The organism is Dietzia sp. CQ4 (assembly GCF_014145125.1).
GTDB classification, from domain to species: Bacteria; Actinomycetota; Actinomycetes; order Mycobacteriales; family Mycobacteriaceae; genus Dietzia; species Dietzia natronolimnaea.
The window spans coordinates 1-4,204 of the sequence record NZ_JAALDZ010000233.1 but is presented as its reverse complement, the minus strand read 5'-3'; the positions used below and the strand labels follow the sequence as shown (position 1 = coordinate 4,204).

Annotated in this window: 2 protein-coding genes and 1 pseudogene; all 3 read left to right on the top strand. The window is 73.1% G+C overall.

The window, feature by feature from the left end:
* A pseudogene (locus G6031_RS13160) lies at nt 1-1,080 on the top strand (hypothetical protein); the annotation flags it as partial.
* Nucleotides 1,081-1,157: 77 nt separating this feature from the next.
* A complete protein-coding gene (locus G6031_RS13155) occupies nt 1,158-3,242 on the top strand; it encodes a DUF6541 family protein (RefSeq protein ID WP_182653497.1) in 2,085 nt (694 codons plus the stop codon).
* A gap of 89 nt (nt 3,243-3,331) precedes the next feature.
* The coding region (locus G6031_RS13150; RefSeq protein ID WP_182653496.1) for an NAD-dependent epimerase/dehydratase family protein at nt 3,332-4,204 on the top strand (873 nt) is incomplete at its 3' end.

The window sequence follows — 4,204 nt, the reverse complement described above, 5'->3', positions numbered from 1 at the left end:
GTCGTCGTCGGTCGTCTCGGTGGCCGGGCGTCGTTCGCCGAGGTCGAGGGCACGCGCCCGGGGTTCCTGGACCTCGTCGACCACACTTACAGACTGGCCGTCATCCCGACAGTGGGAGGTGGCCCGTGGCGGTGGGACCGGTGGCACCCGGGGCCGCCCATGGCGGACCCGCCGGTCTCCGTCGTGCTCCTCGGTGTCCTGGCGTGTGCCGGGGTGCTGGCGTGGTCTCTCGCCACCCGTCGGCGCACCGGGGCGGTCTGGGCTGCGGTCGCGCTGTACCCGCTGCTCTCCGTGGTGCTGGTCGCGGTGGGGCGGGCGGGCCCGGACACCGCGGCGGAGATCGTCCAGACCCTCCGGTACCACCCCGAATTCCCGCTGGTCCTGGGCGCCGCCGCGGCGCTGGCGTTGTCGGCGCCACGACGGGGTACCTCCACGGCCGGGCGCAGGTCGGTGCCGGCGGGCGTGGTGGTGCTCATCGCGCTGCTCGCCTCCTCAGCGGTCTCGACCCTGACCTATCGGACGACGTGGTCCGAACAGCCCTCCCGCGACTACGCCCTCCCCCTGCTCGAGACGCTGCGTGATCGGAGCGCCCCGCTGCTCGACCAGGATCTCCCGCTCGAGGTCCTCCTCCCGGTCACCGCACCGTCACACCGGCTCTCGTCGTTGCTCGCGGGTGTTCCCGGGATCCCGCCGGTGACCGGGTGGACCACTGATCCGGTCGTGATCGACGCCCTCGGCACCCTTCATCCGGCCGAGGTCGCGGCGCTCCGGACGATCCCCCAGGGGCCCGAGCCCGGCTGCGGGTACCGGGTCTCCGGGGGCGGTGCCCGGATCCCGCTCGACGGCCCCCTGATCGACCGGGACTGGCTCGTCCAGCTCAATCTCTTCGCCGACGCGGACGGCGAGGTGGATGTCCGCCTCGACGAGGGCGCCGAGGTGACGGTGCCGGTGTCGGCGGGTCTGGGAACGGTGTTCGTGCGCGTCGAGGGGTCCGGTACCGGGGTCACCTTCACTCCCGAAGGGGGCCTTGGGGAGTTGTGTATCGGCAGCGGACCGGTCGGAGTCCTCGTGCCGCGCTGAGGGCCGCGGGGCGGGTGGCCCATAATGGTCGGATCGGATGAGTACGACAGGGACGGAGGCAGGTCATCGACATCGCGATGGTCATGCTGACCCTCACCGCGCTCCTCGTGGTCCCCGGGCTGATCGTGGGACTGGCCGCACGGCTCCCGCTCCGGTTGGCGGTGGGCACGTCGATCCCCGTGTCCGCGGGGATCGTCACGATCGCCACCTACGCGTACGGCCGGTCGGGTGTGCCGTGGTCCCTGGGCGCGTATGCGGTCGCCACGGCGGTCACCGCGGTGATCGTCGGGCTGGTGGGGTTGCTCATCTCCGGGACGCTGTGGATCCGGCGGCGCCGTCGCGGGCGGGTGGGTGACACGCCGCGTGCCCGCCGCTCGTGGTGGTGGCTGCTCCCGGCCGCGTCGATCCCGGTGAGCGCGTGGCTGATCGGGCAGATGATCCTCACCGAGCTCTCGGCCACGCCGGGCGGCACCGCCAACGTCTTCCAGGGCTGGGACGCCCACTGGCACGCCAACTACATCCGGTTCATCCACGACACGGGACTGGCGTCCCCGGACCAGGCGGGCGAGCTCCGGTACCCGGAGAACGGGGCCACTCTCTACTACCCGAGCACCTGGCACGCGATCGCCGCCCTGGTCATGGGGCTGCGCGGCATCGGGGCGGTCGAGACCTACAACCTGGTGCAGATCGGCGCCATGGCGCTGGCGTTCCCGCTCGGTGTGGCCGCACTCGCCTGGCTCATCACCCACCGGCGCTTCTCCCGACCGGCCGCCGCCACCTCGGCCGCGGTCGCGGCCATGGCCACCCCGCTGTTCCCCGGGTTGCCGTTCGTCGAGGTGATGGTGGCAGCGACCCCCTCCGGCGTGGCCAACGGGCTGGCGGGCCTGGTGGCCGCGGTCGTGGTGGCCGCGCTGGCGGACCGACGTCTCGTGCCCGCCGCCGCCCTCGGCCTGGTCGGCGTCGGGGGCATCCACCCGTCAGCCATGGTGACCGCCGCGGTGTTCGTGCTGTTCTGGTGGCTGTTCGAGGGGCTGTGGCGCCCGGTCCGGGGCCGGCTGCGGGACTTCGTCGTCCTGGCCGGGATCGGCCTGGCGGGCGTGCTCACGCTGCTGCCCCAGGTCCTCACCGTCTCCGAGGACGCGGACGAGATCTCGGCCTTCGAGTTCGAGATCAACGCCGACCGGGCGGCGGTCTGGGGCCGGGCCGTGGCGCTACAGGTGCGACACGTGCAGGACTGGGGAGTGCGCTGGGTGCTGCTGGCCCTCGCGGTGGTGGGGGTGATCGTCATGCTCCGCCGCCTCGTGCTGTGGCCGCTCCTGCTCTGGGGCGGGGTGCTGGTGGTGTGCGTCAACTCCATGAGCACGTTCGGTAACTGGACCGGCGGCGCCCTGCGCGGGATCGGGAGCATCTACTACAACGACCCGCGCCGGATCGGGGTGCTCCTGGCGGTCCTCGTGGCGGCCGCCGTCGGCGTGGGCGTGGGGGTGAGCGTCCAGGCCCTGGCGGGGTGGACGGCCCGGTTGATCGACCCGATCACCGACCCGCGGGGGACCGGTGCGGCGGGCCTGCGGGTCGCGGTCGCGCTGGGCGCGCTGGTGGCCACCGGATCGTGGGTGATCCAGGCCTCGCCCGAGTACGCCGCGGCGGCGGGTGCGAACCAACGGGCGGGCCGGATGGTCGACGGTCACGATCTGCGGGCCTTCGAGTGGCTGTCCGGGCAGCCGCAGGCGTACTCGGGCCTCATCTACACCAACCCCGACGAGGGGTCGGGGTGGATGTACGCCACCGACGGTCTGCCCTCGACCGCACGCCACTACCTGCAGTCGGGGTCCACCGCCCCGCTCACCGACTCCCTGCTGCGCTCCATGGACCGGGCCGGGACCGACCCGCGTGTCGACGCCGCGCTCGACGAGCTCGGCGTGACCTACGTGTACATCAGCCCCCCGAACTACTGGGGTTTCCAGAAGCCCAACGAGAGCCTGCTCCGGCTCGATCAGACCCCGGGCCTGGTCAAGGTCTACTCCGACTCCCAGGTGCGGATCTTCGCCGTCCGCGCCGCCTTCACCGAGGCCGAGCTGGAGCGGATCCTGGCCGACTCGCCGTTCCCGCCCGAGAGGCGGACCCCGCTGACCCGCGCCACGGCGCTGTACGGCCGGGAGTGAGCGACCCGACCCGGGACGGGTCGTATCCTTGGGGCTGTCGTCCGACAGGGCGTCGCGGCGGGATCGCCGCGGATCGGGAGGGGATCTGAATGAGGGCACTCGTGACGGGTGGGGCCGGGTTCATCGGGTCGACGCTGGTGGACCGCCTGCTGTCCGAGGGGCACGAGGTGACGGTCGTCGACGATCTGTCACGGGGCCGGCTGGAGAACCTCACGAGCGCCCGCGAGGCCGGCTCGCGGTTCACCTTCCGCCAGCTGGGCCTGACCGACCCCGCGATCGGGGACCTGGTGGCGGATCTCGCCCCGGAGGTCGTGTTCCACCTGGCCGCGCAGATCGACGTCCGCCTGTCGGTGGAGGACCCGGTCCGCGACGCCGAGGTCAACGTGGTGGGGACCGTCCGGCTGGCCGAGGCCGCCCGACGGGCCGGGGTGCGGCGGATCGTCTTCACCTCCTCGGGCGGATCGATCTACGGCCCCGTCACCGACCTGCCGGTGGCCGAGTCACGGCCGGTGGACCCGATGAGCCCGTACGCGGCCGGCAAGGTCGCGGGCGAGGTCTACCTCGAGATGTTCGCCAAGCTCTACGGCATCGAGTGGGCGGGCGTGGCCCCGGCCAACGTGTACGGGCCGCGTCAGGACCCGCACGGCGAGGCCGGGGTGGTGGCGATCTTCGCCCAGCGACTGCTGGCGGGGGAGCCGACCCGGGTCTTCGGGGACGGGGGCAACACCCGGGACTACGTGTTCGTCGACGACGTGGTCGACGCCTTCGTCCGTGCCGCGACCGTTCCGGCCGCCGCCGGGCTGCGCTTCAACGTGGGCACGGGCGTCGAGACCAGCGACCGCGAGCTGCACACGCTGGTGGCCGCGGCCGCGGGATCGGGGGACGACCCCGAGTACGCCCCCGCCCGCCTGGGTGACGTCGCGCGGTCCGCGCTGGACGCCGGCCGCGCCGCCGAGGTGCTC